This is a genomic window from Fictibacillus phosphorivorans (assembly GCF_007673525.1).
Classification (GTDB): domain Bacteria; phylum Bacillota; class Bacilli; order Bacillales; family Fictibacillaceae; genus Fictibacillus; species Fictibacillus phosphorivorans_C.
Map to the genome: position 1 here is coordinate 2,605,054 of NZ_VDZU01000001.1, position 25,268 is coordinate 2,630,321.

General features: G+C 38.2%; 33 protein-coding genes. 14 read left to right on the forward strand and 19 right to left on the reverse strand.

The genetic code is table 11. The features are described from left to right. The first annotated feature begins 213 nt into the window (after positions 1-213). Positions 214-516: a YppG family protein gene (locus tag FS458_RS13015; RefSeq protein WP_144701154.1), complete on the forward strand. Its 303-nt coding sequence runs from the start codon at positions 214-216 to the stop codon at positions 514-516. 41 nt (positions 517-557) lie between these two features. On the opposite strand, the gene FS458_RS13020 is transcribed toward FS458_RS13015, so the two are convergent. The 3 genes from FS458_RS13020 to FS458_RS13030 form a co-directional block, all read right to left on the reverse strand. Beyond that, positions 558-734, reverse strand: coding sequence for a ComZ family protein (locus FS458_RS13020; protein ID WP_144701156.1), 177 nt, complete (start codon positions 732-734; stop codon positions 558-560). A gap of 323 nt (positions 735-1,057) precedes the next feature. Beyond that, a complete protein-coding gene (locus FS458_RS13025; RefSeq protein WP_144701158.1) occupies positions 1,058-1,969 on the reverse strand; it encodes an NAD-dependent epimerase/dehydratase family protein in 912 nt (303 codons plus the stop codon). 113 nt (positions 1,970-2,082) lie between these two features. Further along, positions 2,083-2,820, reverse strand: a complete 738-nt coding sequence (locus FS458_RS13030; protein WP_144701160.1) for an alpha/beta hydrolase — start codon at positions 2,818-2,820, stop codon at positions 2,083-2,085. Positions 2,821-3,213: 393 nt separating this feature from the next. Between FS458_RS13030 and FS458_RS13035 the strand changes: the two genes are divergently transcribed. Beyond that, a complete protein-coding gene (locus FS458_RS13035) occupies positions 3,214-3,393 on the forward strand; it encodes a YjzD family protein (protein ID WP_066393075.1) in 180 nt (59 codons plus the stop codon). A 38-nt stretch (positions 3,394-3,431) separates the two neighbouring features. Here FS458_RS13035 and FS458_RS13040 read toward each other — a convergent pair whose 3' ends face one another. Both FS458_RS13040 and FS458_RS13045 read right to left on the reverse strand, forming a co-directional pair. Continuing rightward, positions 3,432-3,611, reverse strand: a complete 180-nt coding sequence (locus FS458_RS13040; protein ID WP_066393073.1) for a YjzC family protein — start codon at positions 3,609-3,611, stop codon at positions 3,432-3,434. Between the two features lie 89 nt (positions 3,612-3,700). Beyond that, the gene (locus FS458_RS13045) at positions 3,701-4,024 is read right to left on the reverse strand and encodes a hypothetical protein (RefSeq protein ID WP_144701162.1); all 324 of its coding nucleotides are present in this window, start codon (positions 4,022-4,024) and stop codon (positions 3,701-3,703) included. 99 nt (positions 4,025-4,123) lie between these two features. Between FS458_RS13045 and FS458_RS13050 the strand changes: the two genes are divergently transcribed. Then, positions 4,124-4,417 (forward strand): HNH endonuclease, encoded by a 294-nt coding sequence (locus FS458_RS13050; protein ID WP_260858615.1) that lies wholly within the window; start codon positions 4,124-4,126, stop codon positions 4,415-4,417. Positions 4,418-4,669: 252 nt separating this feature from the next. On the opposite strand, the gene moaD is transcribed toward FS458_RS13050, so the two are convergent. From moaD to FS458_RS13070, 4 genes are read right to left on the reverse strand one after another with little or no spacing between them, the layout of a single operon-like run. Next, on the reverse strand, positions 4,670-4,909 hold the full coding sequence (gene moaD / locus FS458_RS13055; RefSeq protein WP_144701165.1) for a molybdopterin converting factor subunit 1: 240 nt from the start codon (positions 4,907-4,909) through the stop codon (positions 4,670-4,672). Continuing rightward, positions 4,909-5,364 carry a molybdenum cofactor biosynthesis protein MoaE gene (locus tag FS458_RS13060; protein WP_391503408.1) on the reverse strand — a complete coding sequence of 152 codons (456 nt, stop codon included), beginning with the start codon at positions 5,362-5,364 and terminating at the stop codon, positions 4,909-4,911. The genes moaD and FS458_RS13060 overlap by 1 nt, the downstream gene beginning before the upstream one ends. Continuing rightward, on the reverse strand, positions 5,357-5,908 hold the full coding sequence (gene mobB / locus FS458_RS13065; RefSeq protein ID WP_186320542.1) for a molybdopterin-guanine dinucleotide biosynthesis protein B: 552 nt from the start codon (positions 5,906-5,908) through the stop codon (positions 5,357-5,359). The genes FS458_RS13060 and mobB overlap by 8 nt, the downstream gene beginning before the upstream one ends. Continuing rightward, a complete protein-coding gene (locus tag FS458_RS13070) occupies positions 5,848-7,167 on the reverse strand; it encodes a molybdopterin molybdotransferase MoeA (protein ID WP_260858616.1) in 1,320 nt (439 codons plus the stop codon). The genes mobB and FS458_RS13070 overlap by 61 nt, the downstream gene beginning before the upstream one ends. Positions 7,168-7,269: 102 nt before the next feature. On the opposite strand from FS458_RS13070, the gene FS458_RS13075 reads away from it, so the two are divergent. After that, positions 7,270-7,461, forward strand: a complete 192-nt coding sequence (locus FS458_RS13075) for a hypothetical protein (protein WP_144701171.1) — start codon at positions 7,270-7,272, stop codon at positions 7,459-7,461. Positions 7,462-7,464: 3 nt separating this feature from the next. On the opposite strand, the gene FS458_RS13080 is transcribed toward FS458_RS13075, so the two are convergent. Next, complete coding sequence (locus FS458_RS13080) at positions 7,465-8,241, reverse strand: alpha/beta fold hydrolase (protein ID WP_186320543.1); 777 nt, start codon at positions 8,239-8,241, stop codon at positions 7,465-7,467. Between the two features lie 141 nt (positions 8,242-8,382). Between FS458_RS13080 and FS458_RS13085 the strand changes: the two genes are divergently transcribed. From FS458_RS13085 to FS458_RS21265, 3 genes are all read left to right on the forward strand, one after another. After that, the gene (locus tag FS458_RS13085; protein ID WP_144701175.1) at positions 8,383-9,195 is read left to right on the forward strand and encodes a Cof-type HAD-IIB family hydrolase; all 813 of its coding nucleotides are present in this window, start codon (positions 8,383-8,385) and stop codon (positions 9,193-9,195) included. A gap of 136 nt (positions 9,196-9,331) precedes the next feature. After that, a complete protein-coding gene (locus FS458_RS20740) occupies positions 9,332-9,475 on the forward strand; it encodes a hypothetical protein (RefSeq protein ID WP_186320544.1) in 144 nt (47 codons plus the stop codon). Positions 9,476-9,477: 2 nt separating this feature from the next. Continuing rightward, positions 9,478-9,867: a DUF3813 domain-containing protein gene (locus FS458_RS21265; RefSeq protein ID WP_144701177.1), complete on the forward strand. Its 390-nt coding sequence runs from the start codon at positions 9,478-9,480 to the stop codon at positions 9,865-9,867. A gap of 29 nt (positions 9,868-9,896) precedes the next feature. On the opposite strand, the gene FS458_RS13095 is transcribed toward FS458_RS21265, so the two are convergent. After that, positions 9,897-10,484, reverse strand: a complete 588-nt coding sequence (locus FS458_RS13095) for a GDSL-type esterase/lipase family protein (protein WP_144701179.1) — start codon at positions 10,482-10,484, stop codon at positions 9,897-9,899. 149 nt (positions 10,485-10,633) lie between these two features. Here FS458_RS13095 and FS458_RS13100 point away from each other — a divergent pair, with 149 nt between their 5' ends. Together FS458_RS13100 and FS458_RS13105 are read left to right on the forward strand one after the other, a co-directional pair. Continuing rightward, positions 10,634-11,086: a GNAT family N-acetyltransferase gene (locus tag FS458_RS13100; protein ID WP_144701181.1), complete on the forward strand. Its 453-nt coding sequence runs from the start codon at positions 10,634-10,636 to the stop codon at positions 11,084-11,086. A gap of 26 nt (positions 11,087-11,112) precedes the next feature. After that, positions 11,113-11,373, forward strand: coding sequence for a NifU N-terminal domain-containing protein (locus tag FS458_RS13105; protein WP_066393044.1), 261 nt, complete (start codon positions 11,113-11,115; stop codon positions 11,371-11,373). Positions 11,374-11,559: 186 nt separating this feature from the next. Here FS458_RS13105 and FS458_RS13110 read toward each other — a convergent pair whose 3' ends face one another. Together FS458_RS13110 and FS458_RS13115 are read right to left on the reverse strand one after the other, a co-directional pair. Then, positions 11,560-12,372 (reverse strand): BsuPI-related putative proteinase inhibitor, encoded by an 813-nt coding sequence (locus FS458_RS13110; RefSeq protein ID WP_186320545.1) that lies wholly within the window; start codon positions 12,370-12,372, stop codon positions 11,560-11,562. 140 nt (positions 12,373-12,512) lie between these two features. Beyond that, on the reverse strand, positions 12,513-13,379 hold the full coding sequence (locus FS458_RS13115; RefSeq protein ID WP_144701185.1) for a YitT family protein: 867 nt from the start codon (positions 13,377-13,379) through the stop codon (positions 12,513-12,515). Positions 13,380-13,538: 159 nt separating this feature from the next. On the opposite strand from FS458_RS13115, the gene FS458_RS13120 reads away from it, so the two are divergent. Both FS458_RS13120 and FS458_RS20745 read left to right on the forward strand, forming a co-directional pair. Continuing rightward, complete coding sequence (locus FS458_RS13120) at positions 13,539-14,402, forward strand: DegV family protein (RefSeq protein ID WP_313957526.1); 864 nt, start codon at positions 13,539-13,541, stop codon at positions 14,400-14,402. Between the two features lie 56 nt (positions 14,403-14,458). Continuing rightward, positions 14,459-14,596, forward strand: a complete 138-nt coding sequence (locus tag FS458_RS20745) for a hypothetical protein (protein ID WP_186320546.1) — start codon at positions 14,459-14,461, stop codon at positions 14,594-14,596. Between the two features lie 64 nt (positions 14,597-14,660). Here the strand turns inward: FS458_RS20745 and FS458_RS13125 are convergent, their stop codons facing one another. Beyond that, positions 14,661-15,794: a histidine kinase N-terminal domain-containing protein gene (locus tag FS458_RS13125; RefSeq protein WP_144701189.1), complete on the reverse strand. Its 1,134-nt coding sequence runs from the start codon at positions 15,792-15,794 to the stop codon at positions 14,661-14,663. A 325-nt stretch (positions 15,795-16,119) separates the two neighbouring features. Between FS458_RS13125 and FS458_RS13130 the strand changes: the two genes are divergently transcribed. From FS458_RS13130 to ligD (FS458_RS21060), 3 genes are read left to right on the forward strand one after another with little or no spacing between them, the layout of a single operon-like run. Beyond that, the gene (locus tag FS458_RS13130) at positions 16,120-17,007 is read left to right on the forward strand and encodes a Ku protein (RefSeq protein ID WP_144701191.1); all 888 of its coding nucleotides are present in this window, start codon (positions 16,120-16,122) and stop codon (positions 17,005-17,007) included. Further along, positions 17,004-17,966, forward strand: a complete 963-nt coding sequence (gene ligD / locus FS458_RS21055; protein ID WP_260858618.1) for a non-homologous end-joining DNA ligase — start codon at positions 17,004-17,006, stop codon at positions 17,964-17,966. The genes FS458_RS13130 and ligD (FS458_RS21055) overlap by 4 nt, the downstream gene beginning before the upstream one ends. Further along, positions 17,939-18,859 (forward strand): non-homologous end-joining DNA ligase, encoded by a 921-nt coding sequence (gene ligD / locus FS458_RS21060; RefSeq protein ID WP_260858619.1) that lies wholly within the window; start codon positions 17,939-17,941, stop codon positions 18,857-18,859. Before ligD (FS458_RS21055) ends, ligD (FS458_RS21060) begins: the two co-directional genes overlap by 28 nt. A 73-nt stretch (positions 18,860-18,932) precedes the next feature. On the opposite strand, the gene FS458_RS13140 is transcribed toward ligD (FS458_RS21060), so the two are convergent. The 5 genes from FS458_RS13140 to FS458_RS13160 form a co-directional block, all read right to left on the reverse strand. Next, the gene (locus FS458_RS13140) at positions 18,933-19,961 is read right to left on the reverse strand and encodes a LacI family DNA-binding transcriptional regulator (protein ID WP_144701193.1); all 1,029 of its coding nucleotides are present in this window, start codon (positions 19,959-19,961) and stop codon (positions 18,933-18,935) included. Between the two features lie 160 nt (positions 19,962-20,121). Next, a complete protein-coding gene (locus tag FS458_RS13145) occupies positions 20,122-21,651 on the reverse strand; it encodes an alpha-amylase family glycosyl hydrolase (protein ID WP_144701195.1) in 1,530 nt (509 codons plus the stop codon). 30 nt (positions 21,652-21,681) lie between these two features. Then, positions 21,682-22,518 (reverse strand): sugar ABC transporter permease, encoded by an 837-nt coding sequence (locus tag FS458_RS13150; RefSeq protein ID WP_137789892.1) that lies wholly within the window; start codon positions 22,516-22,518, stop codon positions 21,682-21,684. 1 nt (position 22,519) lies between these two features. Further along, the gene (locus FS458_RS13155) at positions 22,520-23,782 is read right to left on the reverse strand and encodes a carbohydrate ABC transporter permease (RefSeq protein ID WP_066393023.1); all 1,263 of its coding nucleotides are present in this window, start codon (positions 23,780-23,782) and stop codon (positions 22,520-22,522) included. Positions 23,783-23,929: 147 nt separating this feature from the next. After that, on the reverse strand, positions 23,930-25,198 hold the full coding sequence (locus FS458_RS13160; RefSeq protein WP_144701197.1) for an extracellular solute-binding protein: 1,269 nt from the start codon (positions 25,196-25,198) through the stop codon (positions 23,930-23,932). Positions 25,199-25,268 lie beyond the last annotated feature (70 nt).

The following is a 25,268-nucleotide window of genomic DNA, read 5'->3' on the forward strand; positions in this document are numbered from 1 at the left end:
TTCCCGCTGAGATGAGTAATATGAAATAACGATTTACTAAATAAATGAAAAACTGATTTATAATCAAATATTATGACCTGGTACTAATTTTATGATATCTCTTATATTTTGTCTAGTTAAAGTTCTTTTCTTTCACCAATATAAGCCGTAGGGCATATCCTGTATGGAAGAAAAGTGTAAGTTTAGTGAAATTGATATTAGGAGTGGTTCAATATGCATAATCCCCAAGCTAGACAGCAACCGATGTATCCTCCGCAGTTTCCTGGACGTTTTCCAATGGGCCAACAAAACCAGCAGCATATGCAGCAAGGTTTTCCACCACCACAACATTTCGGTGGCCCTGGTTTCAGAGGTATGCCGGCACCGTTTCATCAACCGATGCCTCGACCATTTCTACATTCTTTTCGAACGCAGGAAGGCTCTTTAGATTACAATAAAATTTTTTCTGTTATCGACCAATCGGTAAAAGTCGCACAACAGATCTCACCTATCTTTTCTGCGTTTAAGAAGAAGTAAAAAAAGCCAACCCGAGCTGGTTGGCTTTTCTTTGTTTATTTTTATTTTTCTTCTTTTCCAAGTTCGTAAGCATCATTCATCACGTTCATTAAGAGCTGAAGCATCGGCTGAACATCTTCCATCCCAAGCTCAATTCCTTTCTTCTCTAAAAAAGCTTGCGCTTCAGGCAGATGTGACATAGCGATCTGCATAAATTTCATGTTGCGTTCTGTATCCATCTTTTTAATCCTCCTTCACTATATGTACAGAGTTATTAACCCTTACCTATTATAAAGAAAAATGTGCGACGGATAAACGTTTTAAGATTAATTTTCGATCTAACTAATGAAGTTTCAACTATACTTGCTAAGGTATTCATATAAATTTTTTGAGAAATCCGAGCGTTATATTGACGAATTTTTACGATAATTCACCGAGTTTTCCTCACTTATCGACGAGTCGACATACAACGTCAAAGGTAATCATACCTATACCTTCATGCTAGTATACTGCAATTCAAGCAAAAAATGACCCTGGAAACTACCAGGATCACCTTCACTTGTTAAATCTCTTTAGAATTGGGCTTTGATTTTTTATTCCTATTCCTAAAATGCATAATCTGTTTCATAATACCCTCTTTTATTTTCGTTTTAGCACGAAACCCGAGTTCATTTTCCGCTTTCTCACCTTTTATCCGCATCTTTCTTTTTTCTTTGAATGTTAATTGATCGGCTTTTAATTCTGTTAATCCTTCAAGCCATTGGTTCTGATTGCCACTTGATATGTTGTAGATTTCATTTTTTGCATCTGATTTACCCGCCAAGAATAATGCTTCAGCGGCGTCATCTACAAAGAGTACATCTTCTGTAACTGAATCTTTTGATATCGAATCGTTCCTTTTCTGATCTTGATCTTCCGTCGATATTACCTGTTGATACGTATGGTGTTCAGGCTGTCCGGGTCCATATACAGTTGGCAATCTCATGATAACAAATGGAAAATCATGCTGTTCAGCAAGTTGTTTCACGATATTTTCTTCTGTTAGCTTAATTAGACCAAAAAGTGACTCGGGATTTTTTGGTGAGGTTTCCAAAACATCTCCTTGACGTTTACCATACACATCATAGGATGATACATAGATCAACTTTGTTTCACTGTTGGCTAACGTTGCAACTTTTTTTAGAACAGAGACGTTCCGCTGTACTTCATCTTCTATATTAGCCCATGGTGCTGTTGGCTTGACTGAACAAGCGAGATGGAAAATCACATCGCAGTCATTTGTATGTGGTTCAAGATCCGTTTCGTTTATATCATAAGGAAGGTACTTAAATCCGGCATGGCGAGCAATGAAATCAATCCGGTCTGGAGATTCTGCCATATCTATGCCGACGACGTCCACTTCTTCATCCAATAAACGGCTGCACAAATGGTAACCGATAAACCCTGCCGCTCCTGTTACAAATGCCTTTTTCATGTAAGAGCCTCCAGTCCATTTTTCTCCTCTTACTATCCTATGGCCTTACCCAAAAGAATACGATACTTTTTTACACACAAAAACCCCATTACAGAATTCACGTAATGAGGTTTCTACAACACTTTTTCATGGTTTTTAAAATATTCTTGAAAGGCCCTTGCCGGATTGAACGTAGCTTCAGGAACATGTATAGAAAGTGAAATAGGTGCTGCTAATTCTTGTCTTCTCTTCTCATAAGGTCTGCTGTGGTCTTTAAAATTAAATGCAACACCGCGTGCCGCATGCCATATTTGAACGGGTGTAGTAGCTGTAAGATGATTGGTTTGAGGTAGATTATGAATTAGTAATTCTATATCTTCTTCTGTATCATAAGCTGTGATGATTTCACGAATCAGTCGTTTGAAAAATAATCGGTTCTGTCTTTCATGATTGAAATGGTGCTGCAAATCGATACATGGATTGATAAATAAGGCTGAGCGTATATTTTTTTGCATATCCTCCATGAGCTGGAGTGCAACAAGTGATCCCATACCCTCTGCGATCAAATGAATATTCGGGTTTAAAATTTCATGCTTCATTACATAGTGGTAAAGTCGTTTTGCCAGAATGACTGCTTTCGGACTACCCCAATGTCTTCCGTATAGATTAGAATAAAATATGGTATATCCTTGATTTTTGAGGGATTGGATGAGGTTTGCACGTTCAGTGTTTTGTTTCCAAAGACTCGTATGCTCATCAACATAATGACTGCAATCACCGATGATCATCACGGCAAAACCATTCGGTTGCTTTGGTAGGTGTATGATATTCCATTGATTGTCTATTTGGAAAGTGCGTTTGTCGATACTCACATTTCTCCCCTCGAATTCGCTTTTCTTAACTAATGTATGCAGGGGAAAAAAAATAGCTAAAGTTATCTGCCTAAGAATTTAGTTCTTTTTTCAGCTGTTCCAACGTTTGTTTTCCTTCAACCGTTAAATTCTTCTCTTCCTGTTCTTCCAACGCTTTCAATTCTTCCAATTTTTCTTTCATACTAAAAGATCCCTCCATGAAACCCGAATTAAGTATGTACCTTCTTCTTCGCAACCATCCCTTATCCTGTTAAGCTTGAACAATTTATGAAAATTTTTAACATTTAGGGCTTATTAGACGATTATTTACATAAAGAATCTTTCCCTTTATCTCAACTTTTGTTACTATACAGAAGGGTAAAGAATTCGTTTACATAAAGAGGTGAATGTGGCATGCGTTATATTTGGACGTTAATCTGGTCTTTATTATTAAGTAATATGATTTTTTATGTGCTCGTTTCAATGCAAGGCGGAACATTCGATTTCGTTAAAGCTTGTATTTTCGGAGTAGTGTTTACAGTCATAATATCTATTCTTGGTGAGTTATTGCCAGCAAAAAGCGAAGAGATATAAAATAAAAACCCGGTTTATATGCCGGGTTTTTATTTTTGCTATGGCTTTCGTTTATATGTCCAAACTCTGTTATGATTCGTTGTTTCCGGAAATCGATCTCCGGCTGATAAATGAATCTGTTGCGGATCATTTACCATACTTCCCGTCTCACCGATTTCTACATACATCCCGTTATTGGGTGCTTTCTGACCATGTTTAAATTGTTTATGCTGCCCCATATGTTGATGTACCTCCTTTCTTCTATAGGTTACCCGCGCTCTCATTGATAACTCTTGCTAAAAAAAGAAGGATTCCATCAAAATTTCCCTTAAAATGCCCCGTTTACCCCTGCCACAGCATGAAGCGGAAACATACATCGATAGATCTGATATCCCCTTACATCATACTGCGCTTCAGGGTTTCGATGTTCTTGTGTTTCTTCTACATAAGGTATGGCAAAATAGACGTTTTGCTGGTCCACATATTCAATAAAACCTGTATATGCTGCACCATCCATCAACATTAATTGCACATGCTGATTTTTGTTTTTTAAGCATGTTTTATACATTTTTTTTAATGGTGACCGACCCATTCCCGCCGATTGTCCACCAAAATTTTGTGATGCTCCATATGGATATGGTTGTGGATACATATTACCCCCTCCTTCTACCACATCCTATTCAGAGTAAAAGAAGATGGTACATTTTATCTATAGACAGATGTTCAACAACTTGAAGGGATTGAGAAAAGCGTGGAGAAAGGTACTTGTGAACTTTGTAGGAGAGAACCAATAGAATTAACGGTTCATCACTTGATTCCGAAAGAAGAAGGCGGCAGATTTTCAGAAACAGCAAATCTTTGTGCTCCCTGCCATAAACAGATTCATTTTTTGTATACAAATACTGAACTAGCATCACTATACAACACCATTGAAAAACTAAGAAATACTCCTGAACTTAAAAAATTCTTAAAGTGGCTTCGTAAACAGCCGGCATCAGCGCTTCCTCGTATGAAAAAGTCAAACCGTTTGAAGCGAAGGAGATGAAAGTATGAAGGAACTAGTTGGAACCTGTTCGATTTGTGGTGTACAGTTATTTTGTATAGATGGGTTTTTTCATGGTCATATCATTAATAATCAAAATTTCTGTCTTTCTTGTGGGCCAAATAACGAGGGTGAGAATTCTTGAAACGAGCATAAAAGCTGGGGCGTATAAAAAAACTCTAGAGCAAATCAAAAAGAAACCTGCAGACTAACAAGTGGCAGGTTTCTTAAACTTCTCATTTTGCTTTTGGCTAATTATCCCCCACTAACAGGAGGTATGAAAGCTACAGTGTCACCATCGTTCACTTGATCTGTTAACTCTACATATTCCTCATTTACAGCAAGTAATGCATTTTCAATTCCAGAAAGTTTACCGACTTCATTTTGCAACAAGGTTCTTACTTCTTCTACGTTAAGAGGAGAATGAACTTCAATCGAAATTCTTTCTGTTTTGGCCTGCTGCGCTAAATCTGCAAACAATAAGATGTTGATCATTACTTCACTACCCCCTCTGGATGTCCAGCAGGATAAGTTGTTGTACCTTTTTGATTGCCTATCCACTCTTCCCCATCCGTATAGTGCTCCTTTTTCCAGATGGGCACTATCTCCTTGATGCGCTCAATCGCATAACGACTTGCTTCAAAAGCATCGTGCCGATGAGGCGTAGATACTGCAATCGTTACCGCGATATCGGATATTTGCAGAGTTCCAATCCGATGTGTAATCGCCGTGATCGCACTCGGCCATTTTTCTTGAATTTCGGTTCCAATTCTTTCGAGTTGTTTTTCGGCCATAGGTACATACGCTTCGTAATGAAGGAATTTGGTTTGTTTTTGTCCTGTCATTTCTCTAACCGTACCGATGAAAACAGAAATAGCTCCTGCATTATGGTGAGCGACAGAATCGATGACGTCTTGATTATTTATTGGTTCAGATGTTATCTTAAACATTTTCATGATCCACTCTCCTTCGATGTTCCTGAGTGATGTATGTAATTAAACAGTTCAGCCATAATTCTTCATCGTCCCTCATGAAATGGGGGTTATTTGATTCCTGCAAAATAGTTCCCTTAGGTTTATTGGAATGGATGGCTGCAATCACTTCATGAGAATTTAGCAAAAGATCCATATCTTCTATCTCGTTTCGCAAAAGAACGACTCGAGGATACGGAATATGTTTATATCCTTCTATTAGAATACAATCCATTTCAAGTGTTTCGTAAAGAGCGATTGCTTTATTCAATGGTAATTCTGAATCCATGGTTAATATAGAGTTATTATAAGAAGTAACACATGTTATATTAGCGCCAGCATTTCGATGTTGCTCTGTATCTTTTCCAGAATCATTAAAATCTACGCAATTTCCGTGACCATGGTGTTTAATGACTCCAGTCTGAAAGTGGCGTTTCCCTAACTCCTTAAGGAGCTTACTGATTAAAGTTGTTTTTCCACTGTTCTGATAGCCGACGACTTGGAGAATAACTGGTGATCCCACGGCCATTCGCTCCCTTCGCCATGCCAAGTGATTACACCAACTTCGCTTCCCTTTTCCCACCCCCGCGTACCTCCAGGCAAAACGATCAGACAATTCGCTTCAACTAAAGAGGAAACAGAACTGGACTTATCTAGGCCAGCAGGTGTTACAACGCTTCCATCGATCTTCTCTGAAAGAGTAGCCCTAACAAATCGTGTAAACGGATTTGGTTTTGGAAAATCCCTTGAAAGTGTTGCCTTTTTAACTTTGCAGTGTGGCTTTATCATATTCATTCCTTTTAAGATCACAGGCCTCACAAAAAGTTCAGCTCCAACAAAGCAAGCTGATGGGTTTCCTGAAAGCCCAAAAAGCCATTTATCTTCGAAGACCGCAACGGTCGTTACACTGCCTGGTCGCATGGCAACCTTATTAAATAGAACTTCTGCACCAAGCTTTTTGTATACTTCCGGAAGAAAATCGTAATCTCCAACAGATACTCCCCCTGTTGTGATCAGAACATCGGTCTCTTGCAGTGATTCCTTGATACTTTTATACAGAGAGTCAAAATTGTCTTCACGATGTTGATAGAGTTTAACTTCTGCTCCCATCGCTCTAACTTGAGCTGCACACATGTATGCATTGCTGTTTCTTATTTTTCCTGGTTGCAGATCTTCATTTACGTCAAGCAGTTCTGTTCCTGTTGAAAGAATACCAACAACAGGTCTTTTGTAAACCGAAATAGTGTGGTAACCGAACGTGGCAAGAATTGCAACAATTCCTGGCGTGATTTTAGTTCCTGCTTTCACCAAAACAGTGCCCTCTTGTGTGTCTTCACCTTGAAAAGAAATGTTCTCATCTTTTTTAACAGATCTTTTTATTTGGATATGGGTTTCGCCATCGATAACAAGCTCTTTTACTAGTTCTAACATGATAACTGCATCAGCACCATCGGGAATCTTGGCTCCTGTCATGATTCGAACCGCCATTCCGTTTTTTACTTCCTGTTCAGCAACTTGTCCCGCTCCAATTGTCTCTACAACCTTCAATGTGATGGGATGATTCATTGATGCATGTTTCGAATCACCTGAACGAATAGCGAACCCATCATAAGGAGAACGATTAAAAGGAGGAACATCATGGGTAGCAGCAAGATCCTCTGCCAATATACGATGATCACACTCAGTGATCGAAACTTTTTCAATTCCCCAAAACCGAGTGTGATTCATGATTTTATTTACGGCCTCTGCAACTGGTAGTGGTGTTCGTTTAGTAACTGGCAAAATTTCACCCCTTTTAATTTTCAGAATATAAACACTTTTCAGTTTACTTTTATGTATATTTTTGTTATTATTTTTTTAAATTATGGAAAGGATGTTGATCGAATGAAGGTTTCTTATGAATATTACCACCGTTCCGGCTATAAAGTAACCATTACCGACATCCCAGAAGAATTTAACGAAAAGGGAGTTTTTTCCCTTCGCATCATGCATTCTCTGCAAAAGCAAATTGACGAAATCGACCATATGTATCAACCTAAACGAACATATCGGCTAAAGCTTGAAGAAACGGGGTAAAACTTACACCGTTTCTTTTTTTGCATTTAATTGCTGTGCGATCCACTCTACTGCATTTAAATAGGCAGCACGTGAAACTTTATGACCAGAAGTTTTGTCGTTCATGTAAACAGATGCACTATTTTTCTCAGTTAAAGTTTGTACGTATGGTTTTGCAAACTCATATGGAATCACAGCATCAACTTCACTATGCCAAATAAATAATGGACGATTATTTAGCTTATCAAGGTTGCGTGTAAGGTCGTAATCCTTTAAGGAAGAAATAGAACTCTCAAGCTCTTCGACTGTGAGAGGAATATCATAACCTGCATTTTGAATTCTTTCGATCTGCCATCTTGCAAATTTCTCATGAGCCGGCGTTCCCATAAGTGCACATCCAGCACTAATCTTCGGATTGTTGACGAGTGATCCGTAAGTGATGATAGCCCCCATCGAAGTTCCACCGACTGCTACTTGATCTTCTAAAACAAACTCGTTTTCTTTTGCCCAATCGATAATACGGTTTACATCTTGAATGCCTTGTTGAACGATGTTCCAAAAGTCATATTCCATCGACTTGGGTGGATTCGCAGCGATTCGCTCTCCATGATGCAATGCATCTGGTAAGATTACTCGAAAATCTTTTTCAGCTAGTGAATATGCAAAATGTAAATTATGTTCTTTGGCACTTGTATATCCATGTATGAAGATGAAAAGCGGCAACGGCTTACCTGCATTCTCTGGTTTTTCCGCAAGTAAGAAAGGAATATCGCCAATCGTTCCTTTTTGTATTGAAACCATGTGTGTATCTCCTCTTTCTCTTTTTTTCCATCTTATCATGAGACATGTTTCTTTTTCATGAAAGACGCCCTGTATGAATAGACTTTTTGTAAGTAAAATAATACACTTTATATAAGCATCCTAAAAAAGGCAGGTACTTTCGTGACACAACCTTACTTAATTGCATTAGATCTTGACGGAACTTTATTAAATGATGAGAAAAAAATTCCAAGAAAAACAAAAGAACTACTTTTTCAACTGATCGACCATGGTCATCATGTTTGCATTTCTACTGGTCGCCCTTTTCGTTCATCTAACATGTATTATGAGGAGTTAGAACTCAACACTCCGATTGTAAATTTTAACGGCGCCTTTGTTCATCATCCGCATGATGCAGGTTTCGGCATTCATCACTCTCCGCTTGAACTAGACGTTGCAAAACGTATCATTTCAGCATGTGAGACATTTAAAGTGAAGAACATCATGGTTGAGGTTCTAGATGATGTCTATTTAAAGAAACAAGATGAAGTAATTGTTAATACATTCATCATGAATGAAAATCCTCTCCAGATTGGCGATCTTCATAAAACATTGCAGGATGACCCTACGGCTATTCTGGTTCATCCAGAAGATCATCACATTCCTGAGTTAAGAGCGATGCTCCAAAAAGAACATGCTGAAGTTGTTGATCAACGAGTATGGGCTGCACCATGGAACATTATTGAAGTCATTCGTTCTGGTATCAGCAAAGCCACTGGTCTTAAAAAGATTGCTGAATACTACAATGTCCCACAAGATCGGATTGTAGCTTTTGGTGATGAAGACAACGACTTTGAGATGATTGAATATGCAGGTCATGGTGTTGCGATGGGAAATGCTATTGATGAACTTAAAGCACGTGCTAATTATGTAACACTTACAAATGAAGAAGAAGGCATTGCTCATTATTTAAAAAACATCTTAAAACTTGTTTAACATGATAAAGATCTTCAAGCTGAATTTCAGCTGGAGATCTTTTTTCCATTTCTTTTCTAAGCATTTGATTCTTCTGATTACATATTGTACTTCTTACGGTAAAAACTAAATGTACGGGAGAAAAGGAGGAATTCCAATGAGTAAAAAGAGTCGATCCAAACGTGCTACTAAGCAAGGTGCCGATATGGTGAGTCAAGAAACAACAATGGCTTTTAGTAAAGATGAGCAACAAGATCGCAAACGTGAAAAAGAAGAAAGAAATTCATTAGGAGGCATATAAAGATGGCAAACAGATTATTTCAAATCGCGAGAAATGCCGTTCAACAAGCTGTTGGAAAGGTTCAACATTCAACTCATGAATTAAATAACCAGATTTCTAACAGTGAACATGCCGATCATGCTGAACTTTCTAGTCATGACAAAGAAGTAGCACAGAATGCACTTTCTTCTGCAATGGCTAATTCTTCTGATGCAGAGCGCGCTCAATTGGCAGAATTTCAAAAAGAATTGGATGAACACTCTGGTGTTTCGTCTCATGTGAATTCTGATTCCCAACATGCAGAAAACCAACACTCGGATACAAGTCAGCCTCAGTCATTTACGCAGGCGACTGGCTTAAGTTTAGAAGACGCCGAGAGCTTATTGGAAGAAAACCCTAATCGCCTAAACTAAATGGTTAAAAAGGAACAGCTTTCTCTTTTTCAAGGAGAAAGCTGTTTTTTTGGAAATGTGATGGCAGTCAAAGTTTTGATTTTTCTTAACACAAGTTCACTAAGTTGTTCATATCCGAATTTATTAAAATGAAGACCATCATCAATTACATATTTTTGAATGTTCTTATCAACTAGTGTTTCAAACAATGGTATATAAGATGTCCCCTCATGTTTCGCTACTTTTTTAACGGTTTGTGCATATTTTTTCATCCTATCATTCGTCCGGGCTTTCTGTTGGTCTTCAAACACGGGAGCTGGACTGATCAAGATAACTTTATCAGCTCCGATTTTATTCACCATATATGTTAAGTTTTTTTCGTATTCCCCTAATGGAATAAGTCTATGATCGCTTGAATCGTTGGCACCAAAAAGAATGGTGACAAAATCAGGATGATGCCGAAGAACGTCATCTTGCAGTCTTACAAGGGCAGCTCTCGTCGTCTCTGCAGGTATCCCAGCATTCATTACAACCCACTCGGTTAATTCTTGTCTCAAACGGGAAGTTAATCTAAGTGAGCCATCTTTACTCTTTTCTTTTGAAGTGATGCTGTCTCCAAAACAAACAAGAGTCTTCATTTCTTACTCATCTCCTCTATTGAATATCTCTAATTAAACTATTCGAAAGAAATTACCATTTATCAAACGTCAAACCTCCATTATTTTTGTTATAATGTGTTATGTGAAGAAGATATCTTATGTTTTTAGAGTAATTTTGGGGGCATTGTATGAAAATATATCGCGTAACGAATGAAGCTGAATCTCATATCATTGAAGAAATTGCGCATTTATTCTTACAGCAGCGTACGATGGATGGTGAGCCAGAAGAAAAAACCAGAACGTTTGCTGGTATTAAAATGGCGCTTGAAAACCCAGAGAAAAGCGGAATCATCATTGCAGAAGAAGAAAACTCTGTTATCGGACTTGCCTTCTTTAACTTAGGAGTAAGTCTTCGTATCGGTGGACCTTATCTTTGGTTGAATGAGCTTTATGTACATGAAAAGCATCGCAACAGAGGAATTGCCCGTAAACTTTTGCTACACTTGATCTATTGGGCTGAGAGAGATGGTATCAAATCCATTGAACTTGAAACAGGAATCAACAACTCTGTTACGAAGCATCTGTACAATTCATTGGATTTCCATGATATCATCTCTAAGAGATATGCATTTCATTTTTAATACTATTATTTGAAGGAGTGTTCGTAATGGCAGTAGAATTTTCGATCCAACCAACACCGAACCCTAACGCAATTAAATTTGATGGTTCAGAGAAGTTTTTAGAAGGAAGACTTTCTGCACGCGTAGGTGATGATTCGGACTCCCCTCTAGCTAAAGCACTATTATCCATTGATGGAGTAGAATCGATTTTTGGTTTTGAAAACTTTATTACAGTAAATAAAACAAATGACAGTGACTGGAACGAATTGATGCCAGAAATTCAAAAAGCATTAGAAGAAAATGCTTAAGTTGTTTACGCCAGCCTTTACGACCGGGCTGGTTTTTTGTTGGTGATTTTTTGTGGAAAAGGCAGTTTTCATAAAAATTGTTACTTTTGGAAGTATTGATTTCCGTTCCAGGGCTGCTCGCTTTTCACTCCAATCAGTTGTCAAAGGTGACAAGGAGTTAAAAGCAACAACCTTTTAATAAAGAGCTTATTTAAACGACTGAAGAGGCACTGCTAGTATATCTGCTTTTTCCCCGTTCTTAGGACTATAGTAAAACAGTTCTAGCATGAGGGTACCGTTTATAGGCAAATCATCCTCTGGAATTTTAACTTCAAAGGAAAATGGAGCCCAATCTGGTCCACCTTTCTCGATTTGTTTATTCTTTTCGATAAAAACGTCGTGACCGTCAGAAACAGAATAGGCAAATGAGCCTTCAAACACTCTTGCCTCCCCTGATACTTTGTAAGTACCGTCTTTACCTGAAACGTGTATTTTTCTAAAGGTATCATTTTTCTTTTCTTCAGATCCCCCTTGAAGAGTAAGCGTTTCTTCTACTGTTAGACTCTCAGTGCTCAATGATCCTGGAGCTATTTTATTAGGTAAAAAGGTTGCTTTAACTGTATATATCCCTGCTTTATTATTCTCTGCAGAGATCTTCCACTTTGTTTTCCAAATATGACTTGCCCCAGCTTTTATATGTACGTCCTCTCGTTTCTTCTCATAGTTCTTTCCTTTAGAATGTCTGAAAACTTCTTTTCTCGAAGAATCCAAGATAGCCACATCAAACATCTTTGAACGATTAAAAGATAAAGTTACCGTATGATTGCTATGATTCTCAAGAACAGCGAGCACATCAATCCCATCGTTTCTTTGCTGGATGGATAGAACGGGACTGAGTTGAGAAGTTACTTCACCGTGTTTAACTTTAGGCTTATCCTCTTCTTTGTTACAAGCTGACAGTAAGAAAATAACGGTACATACAATTAGAAAAGCGATAATGGATGTTTTAAATGACTTCATGTTTTCATTCACCTCACTTTCATTTTTACCTTTATATGGTGTTTTTATTGAAAACATTCGCAAAAAAACACACGGTATGGACTTTGTCCATACCGTGTGTACAAAAATGAATGGTTTGTAATTGTGTGGGGTCAGACCCCTTAGTCATTTCTGAAGAAGCCGTAGATGCCTGTAGTGTGAACGATGTTTGTGAAGGCATTCGGATCTACCTCTTTAAGCACTTGCTCTAGATCATATAATTCATAGCGTGTGATTACGATGATGAGCATCTCTTTATCTTGCTTCGAGAATGCGCCTTTAGCGGGTACTATTGTAATCCCACGAACCATTTTTCCATGAATGGCCTCTTGGATCTCATTGCCCTTCTTGGTAACGATCATCGCTGTTAGTTTTTCATGACGCGTATGTACAGCGTCAATAACGCGTGATGATACATAGAGAGCTACAAGCGTATATAACGCCTTCTCCCAACCGAATAGGAAACCTGCAGCAAGTATGATCAAACCATTAAGGATAAAGAAATAACCACCGATCGGCTTGTTCTTCATTCTTGATAAGATCATCGCGATAATATCAAGTCCTCCTGTCGATGCTCCATACTTCAATGTAACACCAACACCTAATGCAGCGATAACTCCGCCGAAAACCGCATTCAAGAGTATATCTGATGAAACGACTGTAATAGGTATGATCTCAAGAAACGCCGTGATCATGATGACACTCAAGAAACTATATACCGTAAATGACTTTCCTACTTTCAGCCAGCCTAAAATCGTCACAGGAATATTAAATAATAAGTACAAAATACCAGTGCTGATCGGAAAAGCCGTATTAACGAGCAGTGATGAAATCAGCTGAGAAACACCTGTAAACCCACTCGCATAAACCTTAGCCGGTATTAAGAACATGTTAAGCGAGACGGCATTAAGCAGGGCTCCAACGATTATAAAAAAGATCTTTTTAAGTTCAGTTATACCTAGATCTTTTAAGCGAAAACGTTCTGTCATGAGTGAGAGTCCCTCCTTTTTTCATTAATCCAAGATTCATTTTTAACAGATAAAGATACCCCGCGTCAATAGTCATAAGAGCTATTTTTCAAACATGATCATTGCCTTTTCATTCCATCACAAGTTAAACTATAGAAAAAGCCAAGCAGGTGAACAATAATGACTACTATAATAACCGATACAGGATCTGATCTACCTAAACAATTATTGGACGAATACGAGATTATCATGCTGCCTCTAATCGTGCAGGTCAATGATGAAGAGTATTTAGATCGATCTAACATCGAACCAAAACAGTTATATACATATATGAAGGAAGGCGCCGTTCCAAAAACAGCTCAAGTTCCTCCATCAATCATTAAAGAAACATTAACTTCATGTGCGAGAAATGGACAACCTGCCATCTATATCACTTTATCTTCAGGAATCAGTGGGACCTATCAAACAGCTGTACTTATGAAAAATGAAGTGCTTGAAGAATTTCCAAACGCTCAAATAGAAGTGTTTGATAGCCAATCCGCATCATTAGGATATGGTTTGATGGTCTATGAAGCAGCTAAAGAAGCCAAGGAAGGAAAATCGTTTGATGAGATTCTTCACACGCTTCAACACTATCAAAACCACCTTGAACATATTTTTACCGTTGATGACCTTGAATATTTATTGCGTGGCGGCAGAGTAAGTAAAACAGCAGCTCTCATGGGGACACTTTTAAAAATTAAGCCTGTTCTTCACATGGAAGATGGAAAGCTGTTTCCACTTGAAAAACTGCGTGGAAAGAAAAGAGTTCTAGGACGCATGGTAGAACTCATGAAAGAAAGAGCTACAACTCTTGATGACATTACGATCGGAATCAGTCATGCTGATGATACGGAAACGGCAAAAGCTTTAAAAGATTTAATCAATGAAGAAACAGGAAACAAGAACATTTTAGTTACAATGATCGGTTGTGCGATCGGCGCTCACGCAGGACCTGGAACAATTGCCTTGTTCTTCTTAAATACACCTAAAAAACCATCTTAAAACATGATGAATAATGAGACCCCTTCTGACAGATGTTAGAGTCAGGAGGGATTTTTATGACACACCATAATACAAAAGACAATAATAAACGCCCAGAAGATAATCAAGCAATGAATCAATTGAAAAATGAAGCAGAACTTGAGAGTAAACAAAAAGGAAAACAGCCATACTCAAAAAAACCTGATCATCTATAATAAACGAAAAAAAGCCCCCTTACAAAAGGGAGCTTTTTTCATGTCTTTATTTAGTCTGTCAGAATTAGATGATCGGAAATTTAATCGTAAAACAAGTGTCATCTCTTGAAGAACTTACTTCAATCGTTCCGTTATGTTTTTCAACAATCTGTTTACAAACAGAAAGCCCAAGTCCTGTTCCGAGTGACTTTGTCGTAACAAATGGTTCAAAAACATTCTCAAGTAAATAATCAGGTATCGGGTTACCATTATTACAGATTGATAATTCTGCCATGTTATCTTTGTTTTTCGCTAATGAAACCTTAATCTTTCTCTCACCACTCCAGCCACTTAGTTCTTCTACGGCATTCACTAGAATGTTTAATAACACCTGCTTGATCTGTGAACTGTCGCCCTCTGTAAACACGTCTTTTTCAACCTGAGATATAGTTACAATATTCGTTTCAGTAAAACGCGGATACATAAAGTTAAGCATTTCCTTCAAAAGTGATGATAACGAGACTTTCTCCAGCTTATCTTGTAAGCCTCTCATCTTTGATAAATAGAGAAACTGTGTAATCTTTTCTTCAAGGCTCTGCATCTCGTTTTGGATGATCTCAAAATAATACTCTGATTGGTCCGTCTTATCTAATTCTTTTTGTAAAAGGTAGATGAAACCCTTGACGGAAGTAAGTGGATTTCGAAATTCATGGGCAAAACTGGCTGCAATCTGTCCAAGCATGGTTAACCGATCGTGGTGCATCTCTTGGATAAACTGGTTTTTACGGTCAATGATCGAATCCTTAAGCGCTGTATATTCTTGAACACTCAAGAATACAAGTTGATCAAAATACCTCTGCATTTTTAAAACACCATCGCCTTTTAATTGGTCATTTAAGAGCGAACACATTAAAAGTTCATAGACGATGCTCCGGCCTACGTTAATGTTATGAACAAAATCTCCAACGTTCGCTTTTGCTTCAATTCGTTCTTTGGCGATCTTACTTGTTAGAGCTTGCAGTCTGTCCAGTGAACCTGTTTCCAAAAAGTTGATCAGTTCTACAATCGTTTGATGACCGTTCTTTTTTACTTCTTCATAAAAAGGGTCATTTTGAGGCAACAGTACGTTTTCCAGCCATTTTTCTACAATGCTTGTTCTTTGGTTGTTTAAGAATTGAGCAAGTTCTGTATTTGATTGTGTGTTTGTACTGCTATCCAATGTTATCACCCTTTTATTGAAAGGCTGTTTTCGTATACATTTTTGCTTGCTCGCTTTCCATGTGGCGTGCGCTGAGCCTCCTGCCGCTTTGCGCCGTTTAGAGTCTCACACCTTACACTATAATCAACTAGTGCGTTTTAGTAAAAGTAAGACAATGCAACAATCTTAGGAAACAGCCTATTGAAAAAACTCTATTCTCATTATGAATGAAATTGCATGTTTCTACAATGCATTGTCGAAATCTGTATAAACTATGGAAAAATATACATGATGTCGATTGGTATGGAGAAACTAACTGTAAATGAGTTTTGAAAGGATGGTTTTCATGCACACGATGTGGAAAGGTGCTATCAGCTTTGGTCTTGTTAATATTCCTATCAAGCTGTTTGCAGCAACTGAAAATAAAGATATAAAAATGAGATATTTACATGAGAAATGCCATAGTCCCGTTCAATATGAAAAGATTTGCCCTGTATGTGAAGAAACTGTGGACTCAAAAGAAATTGTAAAAGGATATGAGTATGAACCCGGTAAGTTCGTAGTGGTGGAAAAGGAAGAACTTGATGAACTAGCAGGTGTTTCTGATAAATCAATCGAGATCATCGATTTTATCAAGTTAGAGGAAATAGATCCTATCTTTTATAATCGTTCCTATTTCGTTGGACCTGGTGAGAACGGTACAAAATCTTTTGCCCTTTTAAAAAAAGCAATGGAAGACACCGGGAAGATCGGACTCGCCAAGTTCACACTTCGATCAAAAGAACATCTTGCAGCTGTTCGTGTATACAAGAACGGTCTAGTCTTGGAAACCATCTTTTATCCCGATGAAGTAAGGAATGTAGATCATGTGCCTGGTTTAACAGATGAAGTATCACTCAATGAAAAGGAAGTTGAGATGGCCAAACAGCTTATCGAACAATTAACGGCCCCATTCGAGCCTGAAAAGTATGAAGACGAATACCGTGAAGCGGTTCTCGAATTGATCAACTCAAAAATTTCTGGTGATGAAGTGAAAGTTGCGAAGGAAAAACCGAGAACAAATGTTGTAGATCTTATGGAAGCACTTCAAGCTTCTATCAATGAGAGTAAAGGAAAAGAAACTGCTGATAAAGGTAAGAAAACGAAAGAAACAGGTTCTAAGAAAAGCAATGATTCCACAGAAACAAAGCCTAAAAAGAAGAAGTCAACAGCAAAGAAGAAAGCTAGTTCATGATTCAACCCTTTTTAAAACCGATGCTCCCTTCTCTTTCAAATGAATTGCCCGAAGGAGATCATTGGGTATATGAAGTGAAGTATGACGGGTTCAGATGTTTACTTTACTGGGATCATTCAAATGTGATCATGACATCTAGAAATGGTCATCCTCTGCATGGTATTTTCCCTGAGATTGCAGATCATCTGAAAAGCATTGAGCATCGTGTTAAACACATGTTTCCCCTTCTATTAGATGGAGAACTATGCCTTCTAGAAAACGAGAATAAAGCCGATTTTGAACACATTCAAAAAAGAGGCAGATTAAAACAACCCGATAAAATTGCACAAGCTTCTAAAGATAACCCATCGTCGTATTGTGCATTCGATCTGCTAGCTGGTAAGGGTGAATACATTTATCGAAGGGGTTTTCTGGAACGAAAAGAAAACTTGCAGAGGCTTCTTCAGCTTGCAGGTGTTCAAGTAAATATAATTTTACCTGAGAGTCGTCTTAATTTTATTCCGTTTACTTCGGCAAGATCGGAAATAACGAAAAGAGTTCAGGGTGACAAGAGTGAAGGAATCGTGGCAAAGAGTCTTTCGAGTAGATGGACTCCAGGACTTCGGACAAATGAATGGATAAAAGTGAAAAATCTTAAATTTCATCCCTTTATCGTATTAGGTTATGATACGGAAAACGGTTTTTTCCATGTTGGTGTAATGAATGAAGGGACCATTGAGTTTGTCGGATTATTCTCACATGGCATTTCTTCTCAAGAGAAGGAAGCGTTGATTCAAATCATTAAGAAAAATATGATAAGCAGGAAAGGTACGCTTATTATGATAGAGCCTTCGATCTGTGTAGAACTTTCGTATTTAGAACTATACAAAAATCAATTGAGACAGCCAAGGTTTGTTTCATTCCGTTTTGATACAAGCTGGGAGGAATGTACATGGGAAAGTCTTCAAAAGAACAAGTAGATCTTCATGTTAACGGCGAGATCGTAACGTTAACAAGCCCTAACAAACCATTATGGCCGAATCAAGATATTGTTAAAGTTGAGTATATCAATTATTTAACCCAAATAGCGCCATATATGTTGCCTTTTTTGAAGAATCGGTCCTTAACGGTCATTAGATATCCTCATGGAGTGAGTGAGGAAAAGTTCTATCAAAAGAATTGTCCTGATTATGCTCCACAATATGTACATACGAATATGGAAGAAGATATTAATTATATCGTTTGTAATAACTTACCTACATTGCTCTGGTTAGGAAACCAGCTTGCATTCGAGTTTCACATTCCTTATCGAACAGTTGAAAATGTTCACCCCTCAGAGATCGTTATGGATTTAGATCCTCCCTCTCGTAAGGAATTTCATCTTTCGGTAGAAGCCGCGCTTATGATAAAAGAAGTTTGTGATAAGTTACATCTCACCACGTTCATCAAAACAAGCGGTAATAAGGGTATGCAGATCTATATTCCATTACCTGAAAGAGCTGTCACATTTGAAGATTCACGGCTATTCACAGAATTTTTAGCACAGTATTTAATCGAACGTGAGCCGAAATGGTTTACAATCGAACGATTAAAAAAGAACCGTGGCAACCGGTGCTATATTGATTATATTCAGCACGCAGAAGGTAAAACTATTATTGCTCCCTATTCTGTAAGAGGAAACGATGATGCTTTAGTGGCAACTCCCCTATATTGGAATGAAGTAGATGCTTCATTACAGCCTGAACAGTTTCCACTTACTTCAATCATGGATCGGATAAAAGATGTAGATAACCCGTTTAAAGATTTTTTTTCTTGTAAAAGCAAACAGCCGATCCTACCTGTAATTAAAGCTCTTAAGGAAAAAAGCCTCTAAGAAGATTTGAACATATCTTCTTGAGGCTTTTTATTATGCAGTATTAATGAGCTCAATTTTATCAAGCTGACCGTTACTTCCCACTAACCTTACTGCACGTCTGTCTTTCGATCAACTGAAAAGGTACGACTACTCGTTTTGCTTCTTTTTCGGGACATTGAATGCATTCTAAGAGTCCCTTAGCCGCTTCATAACCAAGTTTAAAGATATTGATATCAACAGATGATAGTGAAGGTGATGAGAGTTCAGATAGCATAACGTTGTTGAAACTTAGTAACGAGATGTCATCGGGTACGGACACACCTAGCTCGTTTAAAGTGCTCAAGACACCGAAGGACATAACGTCATCTATAACAAGGAGTGCTGAAGGTGGGTCTTTCAACGCGAGAAGCTCTTTTACTGCTTCCTGCCCTCCTTCTTTTAAGAACTCTTCATGAACGATGTACTCATCTTTATAAGGCAGCCCCGCATTTCGTATCGCTTTTTCATAGCCTAATAACCGGTCAATGGTTACGACTAGATTCAAATTTCCTCCTACAAAACCGATTCGTTCGTGACCTAGTGATATGAGATATTCTGTCATTTCTTGAGCAGCTTTGAAGTTATCATTATCTATATGTGTGATACTTTCAGCGTTTTTAAACGGCTTACCGATTACTGTGAACGGGAATTTCTGTTCTTGCAGGTAGCACATGATCCGATCATCTACACGTGAATACAACATAACGATGCCATCCACTCGACGACCTTGTACCATTCGCACAACCCCTTCGAAGATTTCATCTTCTGTATTACCTGTCGACATGTATAGGGCGTATTCTTGTTCATGTGCAATCGTACTGATTCCTCTGATTACTTCTGGAAAAAACGGATTTTGAAAAGCTTTATCTGCAGAACTAGGCATGACAAGACCGATCGCCTGAGTGCTTCGGTTTGCCAAACTTCTTGCATTAAAGTTTGGATGATAGCCAAGATAGTCCATCGCTTCTTTAACTTTTCGTTTTGTTTTTTCAGAAATTCGAGGATTATTCGCAATTACTCTTGAAACGGTTGAAGGTGCAACATCTGCTAATTTTGCTACGTCTTTTATCGTTACTGACATGTATAGTCCTCCTTTCAGACTATTTGGCATAGTGTATACGCTTACTTTATTCCATCAATTATTGTATAGCGTTCGTAGGAAAAAAGAAATATTAATTCCTTTCCACTTTTAATGTTTTCGACTTTTTTTGTAAATTGAATGGTTCTAAGACTTTCCAACTCTATAAAGTGCGTTTTTTTCTTTTATTATAAATATAGAAAGAACTCAACAATAGTACGATTATCGCTGCTGCTATTAAGTAGAGCTTCCAATCGGAATCTGCTTCTTGTACAGAATAAATATCAGCTGATTCCCCAGCCATATTCATTTCAACTGAAGTGTCGTTCACCTTTATCTCTTCGTCTGACAACAGACTTACAAGTTTTTTATTATGAAGGCTTTTATCCGAAAATGAAATAGCAGACTTCTTCTTATCATTGTTAAAAGCGATATAAAGTGTTTCATCCTGATATTTTCGTTTAAAGACGGCTTTCCCATCTTTATCAACAATCATCGAATAATCACCACGTCTAAGTGCAGGATGTTTCTGTCTAAGCTTTCCTAATTTTGAACTGAACTTTTCAAAATCCTTATTTTGAGTAAAGTCCATCATGCGACGGTTGTCCGGATCTTTTGCTCCATCCATCAAATGCTCTGTCCCTTGATAAAGGATGGGAATACCAGGTGCCGAGTAAAGGTAAGTAAGAGCTAACTTTAGCCTTTTTTCCGGATCTTCTTGCTTCAGCAGTGCTTCACGCACGAATCGAATGTTATCATGATTATCTATAAAATTCCCTAACGTATACGGATCTTTATAATAGAACTTGTTTCGCTCCCATACAGCGTTCAGTTCTGAAAGCGATTGTCCGCTTTGTCTAAATATACGAACCATCTCATTAAACAAAGGATAATCTACAAACGATTGAATTCCTGCTTTATTATACTCAGCAATATATCTTGGGTCATTGTGCCAAACTTCACCGATCAAATAAAATTCAGGCTTAGCCTTATTCACTCGTTCTGAAAATTCTTGCCAAAAATCTTTTGGTACATGTTTCACTGTATCTAACCGATAGCCATCAATGTCTGTTTCTTTGATCCAATATTCAGCCATGTCGAGTAAATACTTACGCGTTTCATTGTTTTCGGTGTTCAGATCGGGCAAACCAGCGAGCCAGCCGTTCTCAACTTCTTTTTGGTTATCCCAGTTGCCGATCTCCATCTCTTTGTGGAACCAATCCTTTTTTGACTCCTCATCTAACCAAGTATGTTTATAGCCTGTATGATTTACGACAAGATCTAATATAACTTTTATATCACGATCATGTGCTTTTTTTACAAGTTGTTTCAACTCAGCCATTGAACCAAAATGTTCTTCTGTTTCATAGAAATTCTCTGTCCAATAACCGTGATAGCCACCTGGTTCGTTCTTAACAACAGGTGTCAGCCAGATTGCTGTAACACCAAGATCAGCTAGATAATCAAGCTTGTCCATGATCCCTTTGAAGTCTCCCCCATGGTATGCTGTGGGGTCATTAAGATCCACATCAAAATCGTTATTCTTGTCACCATTATTAAACCGGTCCACCATGATAAAATAGATCGTTTCATCTTTCCATGATCGTTCTTCCTTTTTTTCTGCAAGCGCTTTATTTTGAACAGATAAAAAAAGAAGAAACGACATAGCCAAGAATATCATTCTTTTGCCCATCGCCGTTCCTCCTATAATGAGGTGCTGTGATTAACCTTTTGTACCGCCAGCAGTTAAGCCAGAGATAAAGTAACGCTGCAGTGATAAGAATAATAGACCGATTGGAATCGCTACTAATACTGAACCCGCTGCAAACAATGTGAAACTGTTTCCGAACTCATTCTTGATCATGTTAAACAGACCAACTGCAAGTGTCATCTTTTCATCTGAACTGATCAGAATGGACGCTAAGATAAAATCAGCGAATGGTGAGATGAAACTGAAAAGTGCGATTACCGCTAAGATTGGCTTTGAAAGCGGCAGGATGATCTGCCAAAAGATACGAAAGTGTCCAGCGCCATCAATTCGCGCAGATTCGTCTAGTTCTTTTGGAATCGTATCGTAATAGTTCTTTGCCAAGTATGTGTTCATCGGAATCAATCCACCCACATAAACAAGGATTAAGGCAAAGTGTGTATCAAGCAATCCTACTTGGTAAGCTAGGATGTAGATTGCAAGGATCGCTACGAATTGTGGAATCATCTGCAAGATTAAGAAAAGAAGCAATCCATTCTTACGCCCTATGAACTTATATCTTGAGAATGCATAAGCCGTTAGGCCGATAAAGATAACAGAGAGAACCATCGTAATAAAACAAATCTTCAATGTGTTCCAATACCAGATCAGATAATCCGTCTCAGCAAATAGCTCTTTATAATGCGCGAGAGTCGCATTTTTTGGAATGATCGTCGAACTGGATAAAGTGTTCCCTGGGTTAAAGGAAGAACCTATTACCCAAAGGATCGGATAGACCACGATTGCGATCGCTGACAATAATACTAGATAGGACAGAGTTAACCGTATTCTTCTTGCTGTTTTTATACTCATATTAAATCATTCCTTCGTCCTTAAATGATTTGGTTTTTCTAAACTGCCACAATGCAAGTGACACGATGATCAACGATAATAATACAGTTACAGCTGCAGCCTTGCTGTATTGAGCTGAAGTCATCGTTAAGTTGTAGATCCAAGAGATCAAGATGTCTGTCCCACCTGCATTTTGATCAGCTACTGCAGGTCCACCATTGTTAAATAGATAGATAACATTGAAGTTATTAAAGTTGAACGTATATTGCGTAATTAAAATTGGAGCTGTTGTAAATAAGACCATAGGAAGTGTGATCTTACGAAATTTATCCCAGTTCGATGCCCCATCCACAGTTGCTGCTTCATAAAGTTCTCCCGGAATCGACTGAAGTACACCCGTTGTCATCGCCATGATGAACGGGAAACCAAGCCATGATTGAATAAAGATTAAAGCCACCTTCGTATAGAACGGATCAGTCATCCATGGTATGGAATCGATTCCAAGAGGTGCTAAAATAGATTGGTTGATCGCTCCGAATGTATCATTGAACAATCCTGAGAAAATTAAGATAGATACGAAAGCCGGTACAGCCCAAGGCAAGATCAATAGTGTACGAATAATCCCTTTGAACTTAATTTCTTTCTGGTTCAATACAACTGCTAAGAAAATACCGACAGAAACTTGGAGTGTAGTTGCTGTAAATGTCCAGATAATCGTCCATGCAAATACCGAGATAAACGTCTCACGCCAAATGTCTAGTGAGAAAATTTCAATAAAGTTTTTAAAGCCCACCCAATCAACAAGCTTTGCTGGTGGTGAGTTGTATAAGTTGTAGTTCGTAAATGCTAACAACAACATAAAGATGATTGGAAAAATAACAACGAAGATCAACAATAAGAATCCAGGTCCAACCATTAAATAAGGAAACCCTTTATCTACTACATTGTGATATTGCTCTTTTAGTGTGTTAAGTTTAACGCCGTTATCACGTTTTTTGCCGTTTTGGAAAGCATCGTAGATATTAAAGTAGTAAAATCCTAATCCAATGCCTACTACCAGAATAGAGATTACGCCGTTAACAAGTAAGAAGATGGAATGATCTCTTGGCACTTCTGTTCCAAGTGTTACAATTCCCCAAAGTCCAATGTTTAGAAAATCAAGAAATGCTATAAAGTAACAAATTGCTAAAAATAAGAATGCGAAACCTTTAACAAATTGCTTGTTATAAAATTGTCCCATTCCTGGAATGATTGACAGCAAAGCTGCGGTCTTACGGTGTGTCATTACAGGTTTCCCCTTTCTTTTCCCCACTTTTGTGTATTGTTCGAAAGATTTTAGGACCCATTTATAAGTGAAATCTTTCCAACACACACAATAGTTAGAGAAAGCAGTACCCGCGACGTCTGGGTACCGCTTTCCAGTTAATGCTTATTATTTTTTACCGTGGTTCGCTTCAATGTTTTGTCCGATCGTCTTAACTGCGCTCTCTAGAGCAGCTTTTGGCTCAGACTTGCCAGTTGCAGATAATTGAAGTGCGTTTGCAGCTGGAGCCCAAACTTCTGCCATTTCAGGAATGTTAGGCATTGGAACTCCACGTTCTGATTGAACGGCTACAGCTTTAGCTGCTTCGTTGTCTGCGATGATTGGGTCCTCCATTAAAGATACGATTGGAGGGATCTCTGCTGTTTTCTCAAAACGAGTCTTAGCGTTTTCTTCGTTTGTGATGAACTCAACAAGTTTTGCAGCCCACTCTTGGTTAGGAGAGAATTGGCTTACGTTGTAACCTTTAACACCGATAAACGTTTTTACATCTTCACCGTTTGGAAGTTTAGGCATTGGTGAAACACCAATATCGATTCCAGCATCTTTATAGCCTTGGAAAGACCATGGTCCGTTCATTACAGATGCAACTTTACCTTCTTGGAAAAGACCGTCGATCGTAGGGCCAGCTTTTTCACCGATGATTCCTTTAGGGAATAATCCGTCTTTGTACCAGCTAGTGATATAATCTAATCCTTCAACAGCACCTTTGTTAGAAAGACCAAGGTCTTTTGCATCTAAAGTTCCGTTGTCGTCTTTGAATACATAGCTTCCATATCCAGAAAGCACACCATTTGCAAAGTAGAAGTCAGTCCAGTTAGCTAAAAAGCCATACTGTGCTCCACCTTTGTCACCTTTAGAGAATGCAAGTACATCATCAAAAGATTCAGGTGCTTCAGGCATTAATTTTTTGTTGTAGATGAAAACAGGTGTTTCAGTTGATTTTGGAAGTCCGTAAAGTTTTCCATCATATGTTAATGCGTTAATTGAAGATTCAGTGTAAAGCTTTGTTACATCATCAGATACTTTAATTGGTGCGATAAGACCTTCGATCGCTAATGGTCCAATTCGGTCATGCGGAGTTGTAATAACATCCGGTCCTTTTTTAGCTGGTCCATCAAGACGAAGCTTTTCTTGTTGATCTAACATTGGGATTTCTTTCAGATCAACTTTAATGCCGTATTTCTCTTCGAACTTTTTGATCGCGTCTTCAGTTCCAGCACCTTTTTCTTGGTCTTCCCACATTACTAATTTTTCAGGCTTGTCTGCAGCCGATTCTTTCTTACCACCTGTTGAAGAACTGTCTTCTTGCGGTCCGCAAGCAGCTAACGCACTTGCAGCTAGAGCAAAAGTTAAAGGCAATGCTAATAACTTTTTCATCAATTGTACCCCCCATTATTGTTAAAAGATCAAAGCATACAAACGTTTGCACAGATTAGCAAAAAAAATG